16 protein-coding genes are annotated in these 20186 nt (G+C 72.0%); 11 read left to right on the top strand and 5 right to left on the bottom strand.

Going from position 1 to position 20186, the window contains the following annotated elements:
* Positions 1–185: 185 nt before the first annotated feature.
* Positions 186–611, bottom strand: coding sequence for a DUF4124 domain-containing protein (locus N799_RS10270; RefSeq protein ID WP_036211900.1), 426 nt, complete (start codon positions 609–611; stop codon positions 186–188).
* 94 nt (positions 612–705) lie between these two features.
* Between N799_RS10270 and pssA the strand changes: the two genes are divergently transcribed.
* From pssA to rimI, 3 genes are read left to right on the top strand one after another with little or no spacing between them, the layout of a single operon-like run.
* Positions 706–1476 (top strand): CDP-diacylglycerol--serine O-phosphatidyltransferase, encoded by a 771-nt coding sequence (gene pssA, locus N799_RS10265; protein ID WP_425476985.1) that lies wholly within the window; start codon positions 706–708, stop codon positions 1474–1476.
* Positions 1473–2006: a hypothetical protein gene (locus N799_RS10260; RefSeq protein ID WP_036211893.1), complete on the top strand. Its 534-nt coding sequence runs from the start codon at positions 1473–1475 to the stop codon at positions 2004–2006. The genes pssA and N799_RS10260 overlap by 4 nt, the downstream gene beginning before the upstream one ends.
* A gap of 47 nt (positions 2007–2053) precedes the next feature.
* Positions 2054–2488 carry a ribosomal protein S18-alanine N-acetyltransferase gene (gene rimI, locus N799_RS10255; protein WP_081974958.1) on the top strand — a complete coding sequence of 145 codons (435 nt, stop codon included), beginning with the start codon at positions 2054–2056 and terminating at the stop codon, positions 2486–2488.
* Positions 2489–2729: 241 nt separating this feature from the next.
* Here rimI and N799_RS10250 read toward each other — a convergent pair whose 3' ends face one another.
* From N799_RS10250 to N799_RS10240, 3 genes are read right to left on the bottom strand one after another with little or no spacing between them, the layout of a single operon-like run.
* On the bottom strand, positions 2730–5525 hold the full coding sequence (locus tag N799_RS10250; RefSeq protein ID WP_036211887.1) for a valine--tRNA ligase: 2796 nt from the start codon (positions 5523–5525) through the stop codon (positions 2730–2732).
* A 45-nt stretch (positions 5526–5570) separates the two neighbouring features.
* The gene (locus N799_RS10245; RefSeq protein ID WP_036211884.1) at positions 5571–5993 is read right to left on the bottom strand and encodes a DNA polymerase III subunit chi; all 423 of its coding nucleotides are present in this window, start codon (positions 5991–5993) and stop codon (positions 5571–5573) included.
* A gap of 19 nt (positions 5994–6012) precedes the next feature.
* Complete coding sequence (locus N799_RS10240; protein WP_036211881.1) at positions 6013–7509, bottom strand: leucyl aminopeptidase; 1497 nt, start codon at positions 7507–7509, stop codon at positions 6013–6015.
* Between the two features lie 273 nt (positions 7510–7782).
* On the opposite strand from N799_RS10240, the gene lptF reads away from it, so the two are divergent.
* On the top strand, positions 7783–8889 hold the full coding sequence (lptF, locus tag N799_RS10235) for an LPS export ABC transporter permease LptF (RefSeq protein ID WP_036211879.1): 1107 nt from the start codon (positions 7783–7785) through the stop codon (positions 8887–8889).
* On the top strand, positions 8886–9986 hold the full coding sequence (gene lptG / locus N799_RS10230; RefSeq protein WP_036211877.1) for an LPS export ABC transporter permease LptG: 1101 nt from the start codon (positions 8886–8888) through the stop codon (positions 9984–9986). Before lptF ends, lptG begins: the two co-directional genes overlap by 4 nt.
* An 18-nt stretch (positions 9987–10004) precedes the next feature.
* On the opposite strand, the gene N799_RS10225 is transcribed toward lptG, so the two are convergent.
* The gene (locus tag N799_RS10225) at positions 10005–10481 is read right to left on the bottom strand and encodes an RDD family protein (RefSeq protein ID WP_036211875.1); all 477 of its coding nucleotides are present in this window, start codon (positions 10479–10481) and stop codon (positions 10005–10007) included.
* Between the two features lie 157 nt (positions 10482–10638).
* Here N799_RS10225 and xerD point away from each other — a divergent pair, with 157 nt between their 5' ends.
* From xerD to gspG, 6 genes are all read left to right on the top strand, one after another.
* The gene (xerD, locus tag N799_RS10220; protein WP_036211872.1) at positions 10639–11604 is read left to right on the top strand and encodes a site-specific tyrosine recombinase XerD; all 966 of its coding nucleotides are present in this window, start codon (positions 10639–10641) and stop codon (positions 11602–11604) included.
* A gap of 131 nt (positions 11605–11735) precedes the next feature.
* Positions 11736–12587, top strand: coding sequence for a DsbC family protein (locus N799_RS10215; RefSeq protein ID WP_036211869.1), 852 nt, complete (start codon positions 11736–11738; stop codon positions 12585–12587).
* Between the two features lie 89 nt (positions 12588–12676).
* Entirely contained in the window at positions 12677–16621 is a 3945-nt protein-coding gene (purL, locus tag N799_RS10210) for a phosphoribosylformylglycinamidine synthase (RefSeq protein ID WP_036211866.1), read from the top strand.
* Between the two features lie 201 nt (positions 16622–16822).
* Positions 16823–18484: a type II secretion system ATPase GspE gene (gene gspE / locus N799_RS10205; RefSeq protein ID WP_052101452.1), complete on the top strand. Its 1662-nt coding sequence runs from the start codon at positions 16823–16825 to the stop codon at positions 18482–18484.
* Positions 18485–18487: 3 nt separating this feature from the next.
* Positions 18488–19705 carry a type II secretion system protein XpsF gene (gene xpsF, locus N799_RS10200; protein WP_036211860.1) on the top strand — a complete coding sequence of 406 codons (1218 nt, stop codon included), beginning with the start codon at positions 18488–18490 and terminating at the stop codon, positions 19703–19705.
* 49 nt (positions 19706–19754) lie between these two features.
* On the top strand, positions 19755–20186 hold the full coding sequence (gene gspG, locus N799_RS10195) for a type II secretion system major pseudopilin GspG (protein ID WP_036211857.1): 432 nt from the start codon (positions 19755–19757) through the stop codon (positions 20184–20186).

Below are 20186 nucleotides of genomic sequence, written 5' to 3'. Positions count from 1 at the left end.
GGGCCCGATCACGGATCCCGGGGTGTGTTCGTCGGTGGTGGACCGTTCGGTGACGGTTCCCGGCACGGCGCGCTCCCGGTGGGCGACGCGACCGGCAGGCGCCGGCCGCGGCAATCACCCGAGCATGTCGGCGCCGCGCTAAAAGGGTCGTGAAGGTAGGTCGCGCGCGGGAAGCGCGGCCCGGCTCAGGTCCGGGCGTTGCCGCCCGCGGCCGGAGCGTCGGCGGCCGGCGCCGTGCAGTGCACCTTCACCGCAGCCGCGGCCAGTTCGGTCCGGTTGGCGCGCTGGTCGGCGGTCAGCTCGGTATCGGGCTTGCCGTCGCCATCGGTGTCGGTGCCGACCTTGCCTTCGCCCTGCAGCAGCTTGAGGTTGGCGCGGGCGGTGGTGCACTGCGCGTTCTCGGCCGGAGCGTCGGCCTTCGCGGTCGCCTCGGCGGTGCCGCCGCTGTTGCGGATGATCCGGTTCTCGTACTTCACCTGGTCCGGCGGCGGCGCGTCGGAGTAGTGGGTGACCCCGTTGGCGTCCTTCCACTGGTACAGCTCGCCGGCGGCGACCGGCAGGGCGAAGGCCAGGACGATGGCGGCGGTGGTCGTGCGGGCGTGGGCGGACATTGCGGGTTCCCCGGGGCGGTGGCAGGTGTCGCGGAAGCGGATTGCAGCACCGCGCGGGCCCTCAGGCAAGCGCTAAACTGCCGAAATGGAACCCGTGCAACCCTCCGCGCCCCCGTCCCGGCCGCGCGGACGCGGCATCTATCTGCTGCCCAACCTGTTCACCACCGGCGGGCTGTTCGCGGGGTTCTACGCGATCATCGCGGCCACCCAGGGCCGGTTCGACGACGCCTGCATCGCGATCTTCGTCGCCGCGATCCTCGACGGCATCGATGGTCGCGTGGCCCGGCTGACCAACACCCAGAGCGAGTTCGGCGTGCAGTACGACTCACTGGCCGACCTGATCAGCTTCGGCCTGGCGCCGGCGCTGGTGATGTACCACTGGGCGCTGTCGGCGATGCGGCTGGACGGCGTCACGGCGGGCAAGGTCGGCTGGGTGGTGGCGTTCCTGTACGCGGCCTGCGCCGCGCTGCGGCTGGCGCGCTTCAACTCGCAGGTGAACCAGGTCGACAAACGCTGGTTCATCGGCCTGGCCAGCCCGGCGGCGGCGGGGCTGGTGGCCAGCCTGGTATGGACCTGTTTTGCGCTTGGCTACGAAGGCGCGCAGCTGCGTTACCTGGCGCTGGCGGTGACCGCGGCGGCGGCGCTGCTGATGGTCAGCCGGGTGCGCTATTTCAGCTTCAAGGGCGGCGGGCCGCGCAGCGACCGGATGCCGTTCCTGGCGGTGGTGGTGGTGCTGGCGGTGCTCGCCGCGATCGCGATCGACCCGCCGACCGTGCTGCTGGCGGTGACCGCCGTCTACGCCCTGACCGGGCCGGCCTACGCCGGCTGGCGCCGCCTGCGCCGCGGCGGCAGGGAGTCGGCATGAGCCTGTGGGATGGCGAGCAGCGTGAATGGCTGCAGGCGATGGGGTACTCGTTGCTGGCGCTGGCCGGCGACGCGGTCGACCCGCAGCCGGACGCGGTGCCGGGCCGGCCGGTGAGTGCCGACGGGGCCGGCGCTGACACCGCCGATGTGGCCGGGGTGGATGCGGTCGACGTGGATCACTCGCCCGCTGGCGACGCGGTACCGCCCGCGCCCGCGCCGCGTCCGCCGCGCGCTCCTCCACCGCGTCCCGACGGATTGGGCGAGCGTGACCCGGCGCCACCGCAGCGCCCGCGCACGGACGCCGCCGACAAGGCCGCCGCGCTCGATGCCGCGCGCCGAGCCGGCGCCGCCCGCCAGTTCGACGGCCCGCTGTGGGATGACCTGCTGCGCGCCACCCGGCAGTCACCGGCGCTGGCCGCGCGCACCCTGCGCGAGTTCGGCGTCGACCCCGCTGCGCTGCGCGACGACCCGCAGGCCAAGCGCGAGCTGTGGATTCGCCTGCGCAGCCTGCGCCAGGGCGGAGTGCGGTGAACGCGCTCGCCGTCGACGCCCCGCGGCCGGCCTCCGCGCTGCGGCCGATGCGCGAGGATGACCTGGCGGCGGTGCACGCACTGGAAATCCGCGCCTACGAGTTCCCGTGGTCGCTGGGAATCTTCCGCGACTGCCTGCGGGCCGATTACCCGGCGTGGGTGCTCGACGCCGGCGGGCGGATCGGCGGCTACTTCCTGATGAGCGTCGCCGCCGGCGAGGCGCACGTGCTCAACATCTGCGTCGCGCCCGAGCTGCAGGGCCTGGGCCACGGCCGCGCGCTGCTGCGGGCACTGCTGCGGCTGGCCCGTGCGCGGAGGGTCGAGCGCGTGTTCCTCGAAGTGCGACCGAGCAATCCCGGCGCGATCGCGCTGTACGACAGCGAAGGCTTCAACGAGATCGGCCGCCGCCCGCGCTACTACCCGGCCCGCAACGGCCGCGAGGACGCGGTGGTGATGGCGCTGGAGCTGATTCCGGAAGGCTAGGCTGGAGTCCTTCCGGCGAAACCGCGGGACGCCCGGCCTGTAGGAGCGACGCAAGTCGCGACCTGGCCGCCAATGATTCCGCCGCCATTCCGGAGCGGGGGCATCGGCTCCGGAGCACTCCCGCGAGACAGTGGGAATTCCGTGCGATCGCTGGCTGCGCGTTCGCGGCTTACGTCGCTCCTACGGACCGGTTCGCGGGCCCGCACCGAAGCGGACCGCGTCCCGGGACCCAGCCGTCCCCTCAGCCCAGCTTCGCGCGCTGTGCGGCCAGCGCCCCGCGCTGCACGTTCCAGTCGGCCAGGCGCTTGCGCTCCTGCTCGACCACCGCCGGCGGAGCGTTGCTGACGAAGGTGTCGCTGGCGAGCTTGCCCTCGCACCTGGCGATCTCGCCGTCGACCTTCTTCAACTCCTTGTCGAGGCGCGTGCGCTCGGCGCCGAGGTCGACCAGGCCTTCCAGCGGCACCAGCAGCCTGAGCTCGCCGACCACTGCGGTGGCGGCCGCCGGGGCGGTGTCGGCGTCGTCGATGAAGTCGATCCGCTCCAGCCGGGTCAGGAACCGCAGCGAGGCGTCGAAGCGCGCGGTGCGGGTGCGGTCGGCGTCGCTGGCGCCGGCCAGCAGCAGGGTGACCTGCCTGGACAGCGCGACGTTGAGCTCGCTGCGCACGCGGCGCAGTGCCGAGACCATCGCCTTGAGCCACTCGACGTCGGCCGCCGCGGCCGCGAAGCCGCTGGTGTCGAGGTCGCCGGCCTGCGGGTAGGGCCGCAGCATGATGGTGGCCGCCTCGTCGCCGCCGCCGATGCCGAGCCGCGGCGCCACCTGCTGCCACAGCTCCTCGGTGACGAACGGAACCAGCGGGTGCAGCAGGGCGAGCAGGCGCTCGAGCACGTGCAGCAGGGTGTGGCGGGTGCTGTCGGCGGCCGTCGCGTCGTCACCGTTGAGCGCCGGCTTGGCCAACTCGACGAACCAGTCGCAGAAGTCGTTCCAGGCGAACTCGTACAGCGACTGCGCGAGCAGGTCGAAGCGGTAGGCGGCGAAGTGCTGCGAGGCCTCGGCCGCGGTCGCGTCCAGCCGCGCGAGGATCCAGCGCTCGGCGTCCGTCTTCGGCTGCGGCGCACCCTCGAAACGCGCGCCCTCGGTGTTCATCAGCACGAAGCGTGTCGCGTTCCACAGCTTGTTGCAGAAGTTCTTGTAGCCCTCGGCGCGGCCGAGGTCGAACTTGATGTCGCGGCCGGGGCCGGCCAGCGCGGCCATGGTGAAGCGCAGCGCGTCGGCGCCGAACGCCGGGATGCCGTCGGGGAACTCCTTGCGAGTGGCCTTCTCGATCTTCGGCGCGGTCTTCGGGTTCATCAGCCCGGTGGTGCGCTTGGCGACGAGGTCGTCGGCGCTGATACCGTCGATCAGGTCCAGCGGATCGAGCACGTTGCCCTTGGACTTGGACATCTTCTGCCCGTGCGAGTCGCGCACCAGGCCGGTGATGTAGACGTCCCTGAACGGCACCTCGCCGGTGAAGTGGTCGGTCATCATGATCATCCGGGCGACCCAGAAGAAGATGATGTCGAAGCCGGTGACCAGCACCGAGGACGGCACGAAGCGGTCGAAGCCGCGCTCGCCCATGCGCTCACTGTCGGGCCAGCCCATCGTGCTGAACGGCCACAGCGCGGAGGAGAACCAGGTCTCCAGCACGTCGTTGTCCTGCGACAGCGCGATGTCGTCACCAAGCGAGTGCTTCGCGCGCACGTCGGCCTCGTCGCGACCGACATAGATCGTGCCGGCCGCGTCGTACCACGCCGGGATGCGGTGGCCCCACCACAGCTGGCGGCTGATGCACCAGTCCTGGATGTTCTCCATCCAGTGGCGGTAGGTGTTGATCCAGTTCGGCGGGACGAACTTCACCGATCCGTTCTCCACCAGCTGCATGCCGCGGCTGGCCAGCCCGTCCATCTTCACGAACCACTGGTCGGTCAGGTACGGCTCGATCGCCTGGCCGCTGCGGTCGCCGCGCGGCACCTGCAGCTTGTGCGGCCTGGTCTCGACCAGCAGGCCGGCGGCCTCGAGATCGGCGAGCACGAGCTTGCGCGCCTCGTAGCGGTCGAGGCCGCGGTATTTCTCCGGCGCGGTGTCGTTCACCGCCGCATCCGGGGTGAAGATGTTGATCAGCGGCAGCGCGTGGCGCTGGCCGACCTGGTAATCGTTGAAGTCATGCGCCGGGGTCACCTTGACCACGCCGGTGCCGAACTCGCGGTCGACGTAGGCGTCGGCAATGACCGGGATCTCGCGGCCGCTCAGCGGCAGGGTGACAGTCCTGCCGACCAGCGACGCGTAGCGTTCGTCGTCGGGGTGCACCATCACCGCGCTGTCGCCGAGCATGGTTTCCGGGCGGGTGGTGGCGACCACCAGCGAGCCGCTGCCGTCGCTCAGCGGATAGCGGATCGACCACAGGAAGCCGTCCTCCTCCTCGTTCACCACCTCGAGGTCGGAGATCGCGGTCTTCAGCACCGGGTCCCAGTTGACCAGTCGCTGGCCCCGATAGATCAGCCCCTGCCCGTGCAGCCGCACGAACGCCTCGACCACCGCCTCGGCCGCCATCGGGTCCATCGTGAACACGCTGCGCGACCAGTCGCCCGACGCACCGAGCCGGCGCATCTGGCGCTCGATGGTGTCGCCCGAATGCTGCTTCCACTCCCAGACCTTGCCGATGAAACCGTCGCGTCCGAGCGAGTCGCGGGTCTCGCCATTGCCTTCCAGCGCGAGGTTGCGGGCGACCACCATTTCGGTGGCGATGCCGGCGTGGTCGCTGCCCATCTGCCACAGCGTGTCGTAGCCGCGCATGCGGTGGTAACGCACCAGCGCGTCCATCAGCGTGTGCTGGAAGGCGTGGCCCATGTGCAGGGTGCCGGTGACGTTCGGCGGCGGCAGCAGGATCGAGTAGGGCTCGCCCTTGCCCGACGGCTGGAACACGCCGCTGGCCTCCCACTGCTGGTACAGGCGGGTCTCGAACTCGGTGGGGTCGTAGGAGGGGGCGAGGGTGTCGGTCATGGTCTTGGCCTGGGGAAGCGGCCCGGTCCGGGGGCCGCCGGTCGGTTACATGTCGTAGGACTTCAGCGCGAAGCCGCGGGCCTTGTAGTGTTTCCAGCGTTCGCGCAGCGGGCCGCGGGCGGACTCGTCGGCCGGCACCACTTCGAGCACGCGCTCGAAGCCGCCTTCCACCGGCGCGTCGCGCAGGTTCAGCACCAGCGCACGCAGCGGCGGGTCGGACTCGGGCGGGGCGATCAGCACGTCGGCCTCGTCCTCGTCGACGTCCTCGCCGGCGATCTGGTGCGGGATGAAGGCGTCGGGTTCGAACGACCACAGCAGGTCGTCCAGCCGCTCGGCCTGGGCGGTGTCGCGCGCCAGCACCAGCATCGGCAGCCCGCGCGCGTGGGCCTTCCTGGCCAGCTCGCATACGAGCAGGAGCGGCTCCTCGCGGAACCGCTCCTTTTCGATCAGGTAGAAATCGGCCTGCATCGGGGCGGGCGGGCCGGCGTTACTTCGCCGACCGGTCCAGCAGCCACTGGCTCAGCAGCCCGACCGGGCGGCCGGTGGCCATGCCGCGCTTGCCCTCGTCGCTGCCGCTGCCGGCGATGTCGAGGTGGGCCCAGCGCTGGCCTTCGGTGAAGCGCGCCAGGAAGCAGCCGGCGGTGATCGCGCCGCCCCAGCGGCCGCCGACGTTGTAGACGTCGGCGTAGGTGGACTCGAGCATGGTCTGGTACTCGTCCCACAGCGGCAGGCGCCAGGCGCGGTCGAACACGTTCTCGCCGGCGGCGAGCAGTTCGTCGGCGAGGTCGTCGTCCTTGCTCATCAGGCCCGAGGCGTACTTGCCCAGCGCGACCATGCAGGCACCGGTGAGGGTGGCGACGTCGACCAGCGCGGCCGGCTTGAACTGCTGCGCCCAGGTCAGCGCATCGCACAGGATCAGGCGGCCCTCGGCGTCGGTGTTGCCGACTTCGATGGTCTGGCCGGACATGCTGGTGAGCACGTCGGACGGGCGGTAGGCGTCGGCGTCGGGCATGTTCTCGACCGCCGGGACCACGACGACGAGGTTGACCGGCAGCTTCATGCCGACCGCGGACACGAAGGTGCCCATCACGGTGGCCGCGCCGCACATGTCGAACTTCATCTCCTCGATCCCGCCCTGGGTCTTGAGGTTGATGCCGCCGGTGTCGAAGGTGATGCCCTTGCCGACCAGCACGTAGGGCTTCTCGCCCGCGGCGGCGCCGTCGTACTTCAGCGCGATGAGCCTGGGCGGGTTGGCCGAGCCGCGGCCGACCGCGAGCAGCGCGCCCATGCCGAGCTTCTCCATCGCGGCGACGTCGAGCACCTCGCAGGAGGTGTTGTCGAAGCGGCCGGCGAACTCCTGCGCCTGCTTCGCCAGGTAGGCCGGGTTGCAGATGTTCGGCGGCAGGTTGCCGAGTTCGCGGGCGAACTGGACGCCGGCGGCGATCGCCTGGCCCTGCGCCAGCGCAGCCTGGGCGTCGTCGCCGGCGGCCTGCACCGACAGCTTGCGCAGGCCCGGCTCCTCGGCCTTCTTGCGGCTCTTGTCGCCGAGGGTGGCGGTGTAGCGGTAGCACGCGTGGTCGGTGGCGATGACGGCCTGGCGGATCGCCCAGGCGGCGTCGCGGCCGGCGACCGCGGTGTCGGCCAGGGTCAGCAGCGCGTGCGCGACCGGGCCGGTCTTCAGCGCGCGCGCGGCGTCGCCGACCGCCTTGAGGTACTGCGGCACCCCGAACTTGCCGGCCTCGCCCAGCCCGACCACCAGCACGCGCGGCGCGGTGACGCCGTCGAGGTCGTGCAGCATCGCGGTGCGGCCGGTCTTGCCGGCGACGTCGCCACGCTCCAGCAGCTTGCCGATGCGGCCGCCGCTGGCGCGGTCGAGCGCCTGGCCGGCGGGCGTCAGGGTGTTGTCGGAGAACGCGCCGACGATGATGCAATCCACGCCGGCGGTGGCGATGTCGTTGCGGTTCAGGTCGAATTCGAGGGCCATGAAACAGATTCCGGGGGAAGTGGGGGGCGAAAACCGGGCAAACCGCGCGACAATGCCGCCGCGCGGCACCCTGGGCAGGGCCGGATGGGCTTGCAGAGGCGTCGGCGCGCCGTGGCACAGTGCCGCGGACGTGTCCGGGCAGGCCTGTCAGTCTAAAGCAAGGCCCTCCGGTTTCCGAATCGCGGGCGGTGCCGGTCCGGTCGCCTGAACACGCCACCTAGAACCCATCCCGTCCACCGTGGGCGCCCGCGCCCCGCCAATGCCAGACCGCCGATGCCCAAGCTCGACCGCTACCTGCTCAGCGAATTCGCCCAATCGACCTTCGCCGCGCTGGTGGTGCTGCTGATCGTCAGTGTCGGCGGGGTGATCACCGACGTGCTCAAGGACATCGCCTCCGGCCGGCTGCCGGCGGCGCTGATGCTGTCGCAGCTCGGGCTGGTGCTGCTGAACTGGCTGCCGCTGATCCTGCCGCTGGCGCTGATGATCGGGATGATGCTCGGCGTCGGCCGGCTCTACCGCGACTCGGAGATGCCGGTGATCGCCGCCAGCGGCGTCGGCCCGGCGCGGCTGCTCAAGCCGGTGCTGATGCTGGTGGTGCCGGTGGTGCTGGTGGTCGGCGCCTGCTCGTTGTGGCTGGGGCCGATGGCCGAGCGGATCTCGCGGCAGATGATCAACGAGGCCAACCGCAACCTGGTGGTGTCGGGGCTGGAACCGGGCAGCTTCACCGAGCTCCCGGGCGGCGGCGTGGTCTACGTCGGCGCGATGTCGACCGACGGCAGCCAGTTCCGCCGGGTGTTCATCTACCGGCGCAGCGACGACCGGCTCGACGTGACCACGGCCAATTCCGGCGCGCTCAGCGTCGACGCCGAAGGCGAGCGCTTCCTCGAGCTGAGCGACGGCTTCCAGGTCGAGGGCCCGGTCGACGGCGGGCTCGACTACCGGCTGATGCGCTACGCCACCAACGAGGTGCAGCTGCCGGCCGGCGAGGAGCGCTACGACCCGAATGACCCGGAAACGATGCCGACCACCGCCCTGCTGGGCGACCCGCGGCCGGCGGCCAACGCGCAGCTGCACTTCCGGCTGGCGCCGCCGCTGCTGACGCTGGCGTTCGCGCTGATGGCGGTGCCGCTGGCGCGCAGCACCCCGCGGCAGGCGCGCTACGGGCGGGTGATGATGGGCTTCCTGGCCTACCTGGTCGGCATCCAGATGGCGTTGATGGGGCGTGACTGGCTGGAGACCGGACGGCTGGCGCCGGCCTTGGGGTTGTGGTGGCTGGTGCTGCCGCTGCTGGCGTTCGCACTGTGGCTGTATTTCACCGACGGCCGCATGCGACGGCCGTTGCGGCGCCTGCGCCCGGCCGCCACGGGAGCCGCGCGATGAAGCCGTTCCCGAAGATCCATGACATCTACCTCGGCAAGGTGGTGCTGGGCACCGTGCTGCTGACCTGGGCGGTGCTGCTCGGGCTGGACGTGATGCTGGCGCTGGTCGGCGAGTTCGGCGACGTCGGCGAGGGCCGCTACGGCGCCACCGAGGCGCTGGTGCACACGCTCTACACGGTGCCGCGGCGCGGCCATTACCTGTTCCCGACCGCGGCGGTGATCGGTTCGCTGATGGCGCTGGGGCAGCTGGCGGCGACCTCCGAGCTGACCGCGTTGCGTGCGATCGGCCTGTCGCGCCGGCGCCTGACGGTGACCGTGGTCGCCGCGCTGACCCTGCTGACCGCGCTGATGGTGGTCAACGGCGAGACGCTGGGGCCGTGGGGCCAGCGCAAGGCCGATGCGCTGAAGGCCTCGTCGCGTTCGGACGACCTGATCGTGGCGCAGTACTCGGGCGTCTGGGCGCGCGAGGGCGACGTCATCCTCAACGCCGAGGGCGGCGAGGAGCGGATCGAAGGCGACGACCGCTGGCTGGAGCTGCACGACGTCAAGCTGTACGAGTTCGACGACGACGGCCGGCTGGAATCGCTGGCGCGGGTGGCGATCGCCGAGCACCGGCCGGGCGGCTGGCTGCTGCGCGACGTGACCCGGACCACCTTCGCCGATGACTCGGTGTCGCAGTCGACGGTGGCCGAGGAGCGCTGGGATTCGCAGCTGGACGCCACCGCGCTGAGCGCCGATGTCGACCGGCCGCGCTACCTCAGCGCGAGCGAGCTGCGCGACGCGATCCAGTACCGCAAGCGCAACGGGCTGGATGCGGGCGAGTTCGAGGAGCACTACTGGGGCCGGTGGTTCTACCCGCTGAACGTGCTGGCGCTGTGCCTGGCGGCGATTCCGTTCGCGTTCGGCAGCCTGCGCAGCGGCGGGCTGGGCAAGCGGCTGTTCATCGGCATCGTGTTCGCGCTGGGCTTCTGGCTGCTGCAGACGCAGTTCGTGAAGATGGCCAGCGCGTTCAAGTTCGACTTCCGGCTGGCCTACGCGCTGCCGACGATCATCATGGTCGCGGTATCGGTGTTCCTGTTCCGCAAACGCTCGGGTTGACGGCGGTCCCGCTTCGCTTCAGCGCGCCGGCTTGGGCTCGCGGCGAAGCCGGGTGCCGCTCGCGCGGTCGTGCCAGGTCAACCGGTCGCGGTCGAACCACGCCCACCAGAACCCGGCCCCCGCGGCCAGCAGCGACAGGGTGCCGACCGCGTAGCGGACCCACAGGGCGCGCCAGGAAGGCGGTGCATCGGTACCGGCCGAGACCAGCCGCAGCCGCCACGGCCGCATGCCGAGGGTCTGCCCGCCGCGGCGCCAGCTGACCGTCGCGTACAGGCCCGTGAGCAGCCAGCACACGCCCCACAGCGCGAACTGCAGCGGACTGAAGGGCGCGATGTTCTCGTGCGGGTCGTGGCCGGCGAGGGTGTAGCCGAAGGCGAACACGGTGCCGGCCACCATCCACAGCGCGAGCACCGGCCACAGGTCGTAGAACAGGGCGAGCAGGCGCCAGCCGACGAGGGCGGCGGGGCGGTCGGTGGCGGGCGTGGCTTGCGGCATCGGGCGACGGGTAGCGGGCGACGGGTAGCGGGCGGGGGCGGGTTGTAGCGAAAGCAACCCCCGGGTGCGACGTGGCGCGGCGAGGGCGCCGGCAGTGTAGTCGAGCGCCGGCCGGCCGCCGGGGACATCCGCCGCGGCCGCCGCTAGGCTTGGCCCGATGACCGCCCGCACCCCCGCCCGAACCCCCGCCGACCGCCGCCAGGCCGCGATGGCACTGCCGCCGCTGCCCGATGCCGACGCCGCGGTGATCGACGCGTTCCTCGACGCGACCTGGGCCGAAAGCGGCCTGGCGCGACCGACGCTGGACAGCTACCGGCGCGACCTCGGCGGCTTCGCGCGCTGGCGGGACGGCCGCGGCGGCGGGCTGGCCGGCGCCGACCGCGCGGCGCTGTTCGACTACCTCGCCTGGCGGATGCGCGAGGGCTACTCGCCACGCAGCAACGCGCGCCTGCTGTCGGCGTTGCGCGCGTTCTTCGGCTGGCGGCTGCGCCGTGGCGACCGCGACGACGACCCGACCGCATTGCTGGAACCGCCGCGGCTGCCGCGCTCGCTGCCCAAGGCGCTGGCCGAAAGCCAGGTCGACGCGCTGCTGGCCGCGCCCGACGTCGACACCCCGCTGGGCCTGCGCGATCGCGCGATGCTGGAGCTGATGTACGCCTGCGGCCTGCGCGTGAGCGAGCTGGCGGGCTTGCCGGCGACCGCGCTCAACCTGCGCCAGGGCGTGCTGCGGGTGACCGGCAAGGGCGGCAAGGAGCGGCTGGTGCCGCTGGGCGAGGAGGCCCGTCACTGGATCGAGTGCTACCTCGCGCAGTCGCGTCCGCAACTGGCCGGCAAGCGCGTGCTGGCGCCGCTGTTCCTCGGCACCGGCGGCGAGGCGCCGAGCCGCCAGCAGGTCTGGCAGCTGGTCAAGCGTTACGCCGCCGCGGCCGGCATCGACCCGGCCCGGATCAGCCCGCACGGCCTGCGCCACAGCTTCGCGACCCACCTGCTCAACCACGGCGCCGACCTGCGCGCGCTGCAGATGCTGCTCGGCCACAGCTCGCTGTCGACCACCCAGATCTACACCCTGGTCGCGCGCGAGCAGCTCAAGCAGCTGCACGCGCGACACCACCCGCGTGGCTGAGCGGCAGGTGTACGGACGGCTTGCCGATGCCGGCGGGCCGCCCGCCGGCGCCGGGAGCGGCCGGCCGGCGTGCCACAATCGCCCGTAGTTCCCGGCGGAGCGCGAGTCGCCCGTCACCTCCAGGATCCGACATGAAACGTACCCTCCTCGTCGCCGCGCTCGGCGCCCTCAGCCTCTCCGCCTGCGCCAAGTCGCCCGAACCGGCCGCCGCCGATGTCGTGCCGCCCACCGGCGCGACCCCGGCCACGCTCGCCGCCAGGCCCGCCGCCGGTACCGCCGACGCGCGCGCGGTGGACGCGATCAAGCAGCTCAACCCGCGGATCGAGGTCGAGAGCGTCGGCGCGGCACCGCTGCCGGGCTTCCGCGAGGCGATCGTCGGCGGCCAGGTGGTCTACGTCAGCGACGACGGCCGCTACCTGTTCCTGCCCGGCCCGGGCGGCGCGCTGATCGACGGCAAGACCGACCGCAACCTGACCGAGGTGGCGCTGGCCGGCATGCGCACCCGGCTGCTGGCGACGATCCCGGACGGCGAGCGGATCGTGTTCTCGCCGCCGAACCCGGTCCACACCGTCACCGTGTTCACCGACGTCGAGTGCGGCTACTGCCGCAAGCTGCACAGCGAGATCGACCAGTACCTGGCGCAGGGCATCGCGATCGAGTACCTGGCGTTCCCGCGGATGGGCATCGGCAGCGAGGACTTCGACAAGATGGTCTCGGTCTGGTGCGCGGACGACCGCAAGCAGGCGCTGACCGACGCCAAGGCCACCGGCAAGGTCAAGGACCGCGACTGCAACAACACCGTGACCATGCAGTACAACATCGGCCAGCGGGTCGGCCTGACCGGCACCCCGATGATCCTGGCCGAAGACGGCACCCAGCTGGGCGGCTACGTCCCGGCCAAGGCCCTGCGCGAGACCCTCGACAAGATGGCCGCCGAGAAGACCACCGCCGACGGCGCGACCGCCTCGGCCGGCGGCGCCTGAGCGGCCCGGCGCGACCCCGGCGGCCGCCCCGCAGCAGCGGGGCGACTGCCTTACAATAGCCGGCCCGTCGATCCTACGGTTCCCCGGACATGATCGTCCTCGAGGGCGCTCCCGCCCTGTCCGCGTTCCGCCGCGAACGCCTGCAAGCCCGCCTCCAGTCCATCCACCCCACGGTCCGCCTGCTGGGCGCATGGCCGGTCTACTGGGTCGATCCCGAAGCCGGCGCGACGCCCGACGACGCCACCCTGCGCCGGATCCTGCAGGCCGAGCCCGATGCCGAGCCGCGCGCCGAGGGCGCCGTCTCGCGCTTCGTCAGCCCGCGCCTGGGCACGCTGTCGCCGTGGGCGAGCAAGGCCACCGAGCTGCTGCACGGCGCGAACCTGCCGGTGCACCGGGTCGAGCGCGGCCTGCGCTACGACCTCACCGGCTGGCCGGCCGACGCCGCCACCGCCGGTGCGCTGGCGAAGGTGCTGCACGACCCGATGACGCAGTCGCTGCTGGAGGCGCGCGAGGACGCGGTGGCGCTGTTCCAGGTGCCGGCCCGCGGCGAGCTGGAGCGCATCGCGCTGGACGAGCTGGAAACCGCCAACACCCGCCTCGGCCTGGCCCTGGCCGACGACGAGATCGCCTACCTGCGCGAGCGCTACGCCGCGCTCGGCCGGCAGCCGTCCGACGTCGAGCTGATGATGTTCGCGCAGGCCAACTCCGAACATTGCCGGCACAAGATCTTCAACGCCTCGTGGACCATCGACGGCGCCGAACAGCCGACCTCGCTGTTCAGGATGATCAAGCACACCCACGCGCAGACGCCCGAGCACACCCTCTCGGCGTACAGCGACAACGCCGCGGTGGTGGCCGGCTACGAGAGCCGGCGCTTCCGCCCGGACCCGGCGACCGGCAGCTGGCGCGCCGAGGCGCCGGCGGAGTCGGCGTTCTGCATCAAGGTCGAGACCCACAACCACCCGACCGCGATCGCGCCGTTCCCGGGCGCAAGCACCGGTGCCGGCGGCGAGATCCGCGACGAGGGCGCGACCGGCCGGGGTGGCAAGCCGAAGATGGGCCTGTGCGGCTTCAGCGTCTCGCACCTGCGCATCCCGACGCTGCCGCAGCCGTGGGAGGCGCCGCGCGCGCTGAACCCGCGGATGGCGCCCGCCCTGGAGATCATGCTCGACGGCCCGCTCGGTTCGGCCGCGTTCAACAACGAGTTCGGCCGACCCAACCTGACCGGCTACTTCCGCAGCTTCGAGCTGGCCGAGGGCGGCCATGCGCGCGCCTACGACAAGCCGATCATGCTCGCCGGCGGCCTCGGCGCGATCGACCGCAGCCAGGTCGACAAGCTCGGCCTCAAGCCCGGCCATGCGGTGATCGTGCTCGGCGGGCCGTCGATGCTGATCGGCCTCGGCGGTGGCGCCGCCAGCTCGGTCGCCTCGGGCGAGAGCCACGAGGCGCTCGACTACGCCAGCGTGCAGCGCGACAACCCGGAGATGGAGCGCCGCTGCCAGGAGGTGATCGACGCCTGCGTCGCCCTCGGCGAGCGCAATCCGATCGCCAGCGCCCACGACGTCGGCGCCGGCGGCCTGTCCAACGCGATCCCCGAGCTGCTGCACGACTCGCGCCTGGGCGGCGTCATCGACCTCGGCAAGGTGCCGACCGACGACCCGTCGCTGTCGCCGATGCAGCTGTGGTGCAACGAGTCGCAGGAGCGCTACGTGCTCGGCATGCCGGCCGACCGCGTGGCCGAGTTCACCGCGATCTGCGGGCGCGAGCGCTGCCCGTTCGCGGTGGTCGGCTTCGCCACCGCCGAGGAGCGGCTGGTGGTCGGTTACGGCGCGACGGTGGAGTCCGTCTATGGCGACGCGCCGGTCGAGGTGGCACACCCGATCGACCTGCCGATGGACGTGCTGTTCGGCAAGCCGCCGAAGATGCACCGCGACACCCGCCGCCCGGCCGACGCGCCGTGGCCGGCGCTGGACTGGAGCGGGCTGGACCTGCGCGACGCCGCGCTGCGTGTGCTCGCCCACCCGACCGTCGCCGCCAAGCAGTTCCTGATCACGATCGGCGACCGCAGCGTCGGCGGCCTGACCGCGCGCGACCAGCTGGTCGGCCCGTGGCAGATGCCGGTGGCCGACTGCGCGATCACCCTCGCCGGTTTCCACGGGTTCACCGGCGAGGCGATGGCGATCGGCGAGCGCACCCCGCTGGCGCTGCTCGACACCGCCGCCGCCGCACGCATGGCGGTCGGTGAGGCGATCACCAACCTCGCCGCGGCGCCGGTCGAGTCGCTCGACCGGATCAAGCTGTCGGCCAACTGGATGGCGGCCGCGGGCCATGACGGCGAGGACGCGCTGCTGTTCGACGCCGTCCGCGCGGTCGGCATGGAGCTGTGCCCGGAGCTCGACCTGAGCATCCCGGTCGGCAAGGACTCGCTGTCGATGCAGGCGCAGTGGCAGGACGACGGCCAGGCGCACAAGTCGGTGTCGCCGGTGTCGCTGGTGGTCACCGCGTTCGCGCCGGTGGTCGACGTGCGCCGCCAGCTGACTCCGCTGATGGACCGCGAGACCGACTCCGAGCTGTGGCTGATCGGCCTGGGCGCCGGCAAGCAGCGGCTCGGTGGCTCGGTGCTGGCGCAGGTGTATCCCGACGCCGCGCAGTCCGGCGGCAACGCGCTGCCGGCCTTCGCCGGGCAGTCGTCGGAGGATGGCCGCCGCAACGCCGGCGTGCCCGACCTCGACGACCCGGCCCGCCTGCGCGACTTCTTCGAGCTGATCCGCGACGCGCGCGAGGCCGACCTGCTGCTGGCCTACCACGACCGCTCCGACGGCGGCGCGTTCACCGCGCTGTGCGAGATGGCGTTCTGCTCGCACCTCGGGCTGGAGATCAACCTCGACGGCTGGGGCGAGGACCCGTTCCGCACCCTGTTCAACGAGGAGCTCGGCGCGGTGGTGCAGGTCGCGGTCGAGGACCGCGCCGATTTCGCCGACCTGGTCGCGCGCCACGGCCTGATCGACTGCGCCCAGCGCATCGCCCGGCCGAGCACCGCGCCGTCGGTGCGCATCCGCGAGGACGGCGACACCCTCGCCGAGTGGCGCTGGGAGGAGCTGTTCGACGCCTGGTGGGGGACCACCCACGCGATGCAGCGGCTGCGCGACAACCCCGAGTGCGCCGACGAGGAGCGCGTCGCCGCGCGCGACTTCGCCGCGCCGGGGCTGCGGCCGAAGCTGGTGTTCGACCCGGGCGAGGACATCGCAGCGCCGTTCGTCAATACAGGTGCCCGGCCGAAGGTCGCGGTCCTGCGCGAGCAGGGCGTCAACGGCCAGGTCGAGATGGCGGCGGCGTTCGACCGCGCCGGCTTCGAGGCGTTCGACGTGCACATGAGCGACCTGGTCGCCGGCCGCGTCACCCTCGACGGCTTCAAGGGGCTGGCCGCATGCGGTGGCTTCAGCTACGGCGACGTGCTCGGCGCGGGCCGCGGCTGGGCCACCAGCATCCTCGAACGGCCGGCGCTGCGCGGGCAGTTCGCGGCGTTCTTCGCGCGGGGCGACAGCTTCGCGCTGGGCGTGTGCAACGGCTGCCAGATGATGAGCCAGCTCAAGCCGATCATCCCCGGCGCCGAGCACTGGCCGCAGTTCCTGCGCAACCGCAGCGAGCAGTTCGAGGCGCGCCTGGGGCTGCTGGAGGTGGTGGAGTCGCCGTCGCTTTTCCTGCGCGGCATGGCGGGCTCGCGGATCCCGGTGGTGGTGTCGCACGGCGAGGGCCGCGCGGCCTTCGACGGCGGCATGGACCAGGCCGCGGTGCGCACCTCGCTGCGCTACGTCGAGGGCGACGGCAGCGTCGCCACGCGTTACCCGGCCAACCCGAATGGATCCACTGGCGGCATCGCCGGCGTCACCAGCGATGACGGCCGGGTGACCATCCTGATGCCGCACCCCGAGCGCACTCCGCGCAGCGCCAACCTCAGTTGGGCGCCGGCGGAGTGGGGTGACGACTCGCCGTGGCTGCGGATGTTCCGCAACGCGCGGGTCGCGGTCGGCTGATCCGCGCGACCGCCACCCACGGCGGTCCCGCGCCGCCGCCGGGACCGCCGGCCGCCTGAACGGATCCCGCGCCCGCCGGCCCGCGGCGCCTGCTAAAGTCGGCCGCTCACGGCTTAGGAGGGCGGCGTGAACGCAGCAGCGGAAGCCACGGTTGGCGGGCATGACGGCGCGGCGGAGCCCGGTCCCGGCGAACGCCCGGTCATCGAGGCTCTGCTTGAAAAAGGACGGCTGAAAGAGGCCGACCTCGCCCGCGCGCGCCGCCTGCAGGCGGAGACCGGCGGCAGCCTGTTGGCGCTGCTGGGCCGGCTCGGGCTGGTGTCCGAGCGCGACCACGCCGAAACCGTCGCCGAGGTACTCGACCTGCCGCTGGTCAGCACCAGCAACGCGCCCGAACTGCCGCCCGAAGGCGTCGCGCTGTCGGTCAAGTTCATGAAGCAGTTCCACGTCTGCGTGCGCAGCGAGAACACGCTGTCGGTCGACGCGTACATGGCCGACCCGCAGGACCCGTACATCTTCGATGCGGTCCGCCTGGCGACCGGCCGCCACGTGTTCGCCAAGGTCGCGCTGCGCTCGGAGATCGACGACCTGGTCGAGCGCTGGTACGGCCAGGGCCGCAGCGCTATGGGCGCGATTGTGGAGACCGCCGAGGGCGAGGGCAGCGACCTCGACGACGTCGAGCACCTGCGCGACCTCGCCTCCGAGGCGCCGGTGATCCGGCTGGTCAACCTGCTGATCCAGCGCGCGGTCGAGCTGCGCGCCTCCGACATCCACATCGAGCCGTTTGAGAACCGGCTCAAGGTGCGCTACCGCGTCGACGGCGTGCTGATCGACGGCGAGAGCCCGCCGGTCAACCTGACCGCGGCGGTGATCAGCCGCATCAAGATCATGGGCAAGCTCAACATCGCCGAGCGGCGGCTGCCGCAGGACGGCCGGATCATGCTGCGGGTGCAGGGCAAGGAGCTCGACCTGCGCGTCAGCACGGTGCCGACCGCGCACGGCGAGAGCGTGGTGATGCGCCTGCTCGACCGCGAGTCGGTGGTGCTGGACTTCAAGCGGCTGGGCTTCACCGACAGCTTCCTGCCGCAGTTCCGCAAGGTGCTGGAGCAGCCGCACGGCATCCTGCTGGTGACCGGGCCGACCGGCTCGGGCAAGACCACCACGCTGTACACCGCGCTGAGCCAGCTCAACACGCCCGACGTCAAGATCATCACCGTCGAGGACCCGGTCGAGTACCAGATCGAGGGCATCAACCAGATCCAGGCCAAGCCGCAGATCGGGCTGGACTTCTCGCACGCGCTGCGCTCGATCGTGCGCCAGGACCCGGACATCATCATGATCGGCGAGATGCGCGACCTGGAGACCGCGCGCATCGCGATCCAGTCGGCGCTGACCGGCCACCTGGTGCTGTCGACGCTGCACACCAACAACGCCGCCGGCGGCATCACCCGCCTGCTCGACATGGGCGTCGAGGACTACCTGCTGACCTCGACCGTCAACGGCATCCTCGCCCAGCGCCTGGTGCGGCGGCTGGAGCCGACCCACGCGGTGCGCTACCCGGCCACCGACGAACAGATCGGGAAGTTCGGCCTGCGCCGCTACCAGCCCGAGGGCGAGATCCAGCTGTACCGCCCCGGCCCGTCGGCGGGCGCGCCGACCGGCTACCAGGGCCGCACCACGATCATGGAATTCATGCTGATGGACGACGCCCTGCGCAGCGCGGTGATGCGCCACGCCGGGATGGGCGAGATCGAGCGGATCGCACGCGAGGCCGGCATGCGCACCATGTACGAGGATGGCATCGCCAAGGCGCTGGCCGGGCTGACCACGATCGAGGAAGTCCTCCGGGTCACGGAGGAGGGCTGACCGGTGGCGCTGTACCACTACAAGGCGCTCAACGCGCGCGGCGAGCTGCTGGACGGCCAGATGGAGGCCGCCAGCGACCGCGAGGTGGCGGCGCGGCTGCAGGAGCAGGGCCACCTGCCGGTGGAGGCGCGGCTGGCCAGCGAGGGCGGCGGCGCGACCAGCTGGAAGGCACTGTTCAAGCCCCGGCCGTTCGCCGGCGAGCGGCTTGTGCAGTTCACCCAGCAGCTGGCGACGCTGCTCGGCGCCGGCCAGCCGCTCGACCGCGCCCTGACGATCCTGCTGGAGTTGCCCGAGGACGAGGCCGCCCGCCGCACCATCAGCGATGTGCGCGACGCGGTGCGCGGCGGCAGCCCGCTGTCGACCGCGCTGGAGCGCCAGCACGGCACGTTCTCGCGGCTGTACGTCAACATGGTCCGCGCCGGCGAGGCCGGCGGCAGCCTGCACGAGACGCTGTCGCGGCTGGCCGACTACCTCGAGCGCTCGCGCGCGCTGGCCGGGCGCGTGGTCAACGCGCTGATCTACCCGGCGATCCTGCTGGTGATGGTCGGCCTGAGCCTGCTGTTCCTGCTCGGCTACGTGGTGCCGCAGTTCGCCCAGATGTACGAGAGCCTGGACGCGACCCTGCCACTGTTCACCCGCATCGTGCTCGGCGTCGGGCTGCTGGTGCGCGACTGGTGGATCGTGCTGGTGGTGGTGCCGGCGCTGCTGTTGCTGTGGGTCGACCGCAAGCGCCGCGACCCGGTGTTCCGCGAGTGGCTCGACGGCTGGCTGCTGCGCCGGCGGTTCTTCGGCGGGCTGGTCGGCAAGATCGAGACCGCGCGGCTGGCGCGCACGCTCGGCACCCTGGTACGCAATGGCGTGCCGCTGATGGCCGCGCTGGGCATCGCGCAGAAAGTGATGGACAACCGCGTGCTCGCCGCCGACGTGGAGGCCGCCGCCACCGAGGTCAAGAACGGCGTCGCGCTGTCGACCGCGCTCGGCCGCGGCAAGCGCTTCCCGCGGCTGGCACTGCAGATGATCCAGGTCGGCGAGGAATCCGGCGAGCTCGACGCGATGCTGGTCAGGACCGCCGAGACCTTCGAGCACCAGACCTCGCTGGCGCTCGACCGGATGCTGGCCGCACTGGTGCCGATCGTTACCGTGGTGCTGGCCGGCGTGGTCGGCGTGGTGGTGATGGCGGTGTTGACGCCGCTGTACGACCTGACCAACGCGGTCGGCTAGGCCGACGCCGACGATTCCCCCGAAAACCGCTCACGAAAGGACAACCGCAATGCGAAACCGCCGTTCCCTCCGCTCCCCGTCGCCCGCCCGCCAGGCCGGCATGAGCCTGATCGAGATCATCATCGTGATCGTGCTGATCGGCGCGGTGCTGACCTTCGTCGGTTCGCGCGTGCTCGGTGGCGCCGACCGTGCCAAGGCCAACCTCGCCAAGTCGCAGGTGACCACGCTGGCGCAGAAGGTGGAGGCGTTCCAGATGGATACCGGGCGCCTGCCGGCCACCCTCGACGAGCTGGTCACCGAGCCCGGCGACGCCGCCGGCTGGCTCGGCCCGTACGCCAAGTCCGCCGAGCTGGCCGACCCGTGGGGCCACCCGGTCGAGTACCGCGCGCCCGGCGAGAGCGGGCCGTTCGACCTGGTGATCCTCGGCAAGGATGGCAAGGTCGGCGGCAGCAGCGTCGACGGCGACATCCGCTACGAGTAA

Origin of the sequence: Lysobacter arseniciresistens ZS79 (assembly GCF_000768335.1) — a bacterium.
GTDB classification, from domain to species: Bacteria; Pseudomonadota; Gammaproteobacteria; order Xanthomonadales; family Xanthomonadaceae; genus Novilysobacter; species Novilysobacter arseniciresistens.
This window is presented reverse-complemented; position numbering and strand designations above follow the sequence as displayed.

Excerpts from the sequence above, each read along its gene's own strand:
- N799_RS10245 (WP_036211884.1), bottom strand. The coding sequence starts at position 5,993 with ATGCAGGCCGATTTCTACCTGATCGAAAAGGAGCGGTTCCGCGAGGAG.
- N799_RS10240 (WP_036211881.1), bottom strand. The coding sequence starts at position 7,509 with ATGGCCCTCGAATTCGACCTGAACCGCAACGACATCGCCACCGCCGGC.
- lptG (WP_036211877.1), top strand. The coding sequence starts at position 8,886 with ATGAAGCCGTTCCCGAAGATCCATGACATCTACCTCGGCAAGGTGGTG.
- gspG (WP_036211857.1), top strand. The coding sequence starts at position 19,755 with ATGCGAAACCGCCGTTCCCTCCGCTCCCCGTCGCCCGCCCGCCAGGCC.
- N799_RS10250 (WP_036211887.1), bottom strand. The coding sequence starts at position 5,525 with ATGACCGACACCCTCGCCCCCTCCTACGACCCCACCGAGTTCGAGACC.
- N799_RS10225 (WP_036211875.1), bottom strand. The coding sequence starts at position 10,481 with ATGCCGCAAGCCACGCCCGCCACCGACCGCCCCGCCGCCCTCGTCGGC.
- purL (WP_036211866.1), top strand. The coding sequence starts at position 12,677 with ATGATCGTCCTCGAGGGCGCTCCCGCCCTGTCCGCGTTCCGCCGCGAA.
- lptF (WP_036211879.1), top strand. The coding sequence starts at position 7,783 with ATGCCCAAGCTCGACCGCTACCTGCTCAGCGAATTCGCCCAATCGACC.
- xerD (WP_036211872.1), top strand. The coding sequence starts at position 10,639 with ATGACCGCCCGCACCCCCGCCCGAACCCCCGCCGACCGCCGCCAGGCC.
- N799_RS10270 (WP_036211900.1), bottom strand. The coding sequence starts at position 611 with ATGTCCGCCCACGCCCGCACGACCACCGCCGCCATCGTCCTGGCCTTC.
- N799_RS10260 (WP_036211893.1), top strand. The coding sequence starts at position 1,473 with ATGAGCCTGTGGGATGGCGAGCAGCGTGAATGGCTGCAGGCGATGGGG.
- N799_RS10215 (WP_036211869.1), top strand. The coding sequence starts at position 11,736 with ATGAAACGTACCCTCCTCGTCGCCGCGCTCGGCGCCCTCAGCCTCTCC.
- rimI (WP_081974958.1), top strand. The coding sequence starts at position 2,054 with ATGCGCGAGGATGACCTGGCGGCGGTGCACGCACTGGAAATCCGCGCC.